Origin of the sequence: Coprococcus sp. AF102-57, from assembly GCF_027686195.1 — a bacterium.
GTDB classification, from domain to species: domain Bacteria; phylum Bacillota; class Clostridia; order Lachnospirales; family Lachnospiraceae; genus Allocoprococcus; species Allocoprococcus comes.
Genome location: NZ_JAQCSY010000058.1, coordinates 1 through 654 on the forward strand (window position 1 = coordinate 1; position 654 = coordinate 654).

The 654-nt window shown below is 30.7% G+C and carries 2 protein-coding genes; both read left to right on the forward strand.

Annotated features, from left to right (window positions below; all coding sequences use genetic code 11):
• Positions 1-168: TnpV protein (locus tag PGZ10_RS16555; protein ID WP_270541909.1), on the forward strand; the 168-nt coding region annotated here is incomplete at its 5' end.
• A 54-nt stretch (positions 169-222) separates the two neighbouring features.
• Complete coding sequence (locus PGZ10_RS16560; RefSeq protein ID WP_425323656.1) at positions 223-627, forward strand: GNAT family N-acetyltransferase; 405 nt, start codon at positions 223-225, stop codon at positions 625-627.
• The last annotated feature ends 27 nt before the right edge of the window (positions 628-654 follow it).

A 654-nucleotide genomic window follows, 5' to 3' on the forward strand; every position in this document is an offset into this window, starting at 1 on the left:
AACGAACAGGCACAGGAACGGTTAGACACCATCATGGAGCAGATGAAGGCTGCCGATGGTGTGACCGAGGAATTGAAGCGTACCCATCAAATGGAATGGGTGCAGCGTTGCAATAACATTCACAACCGGGCAGAAGAAATTATTTTGCAAGAGATGATTTATTCATAACGGTATGGTAGAATGATTATGACAAATCGAAAGTTGACAAGGAGTTTTGATAGCGTGAAAAAGTTTATGGAAGAAGTTTTAATTGATGATAATATGGTTTTTGATATTGATAATTTAAAAGGATTTCTTAATGATACCAGTTCATTTGGGTTTATAGCTAAAGAAAATAATAAAATTATAGGATTTGCATATTGCTATACACTTTTAAGACCTGATGGAAAAACAATGTTTTATTTACACTCAATAGGAATGTTACCTAACTATCAAGACAAAGGTTATGGTTCAAAATTATTATCTTTTATTAAGGAATATTCTAAAGAGATTGGTTGTTCTGAAATGTTTTTAATAACTGATAAAGGTAATCCTAGAGCTTGCCATGTATATGAAAAATTAGGTGGTAAAAATGATTATAAAGATGAAATAGTATATGTATATGATTATGAAAAAGGTGATAAATAAATGAATATAGTTGAAAATGAAATATGT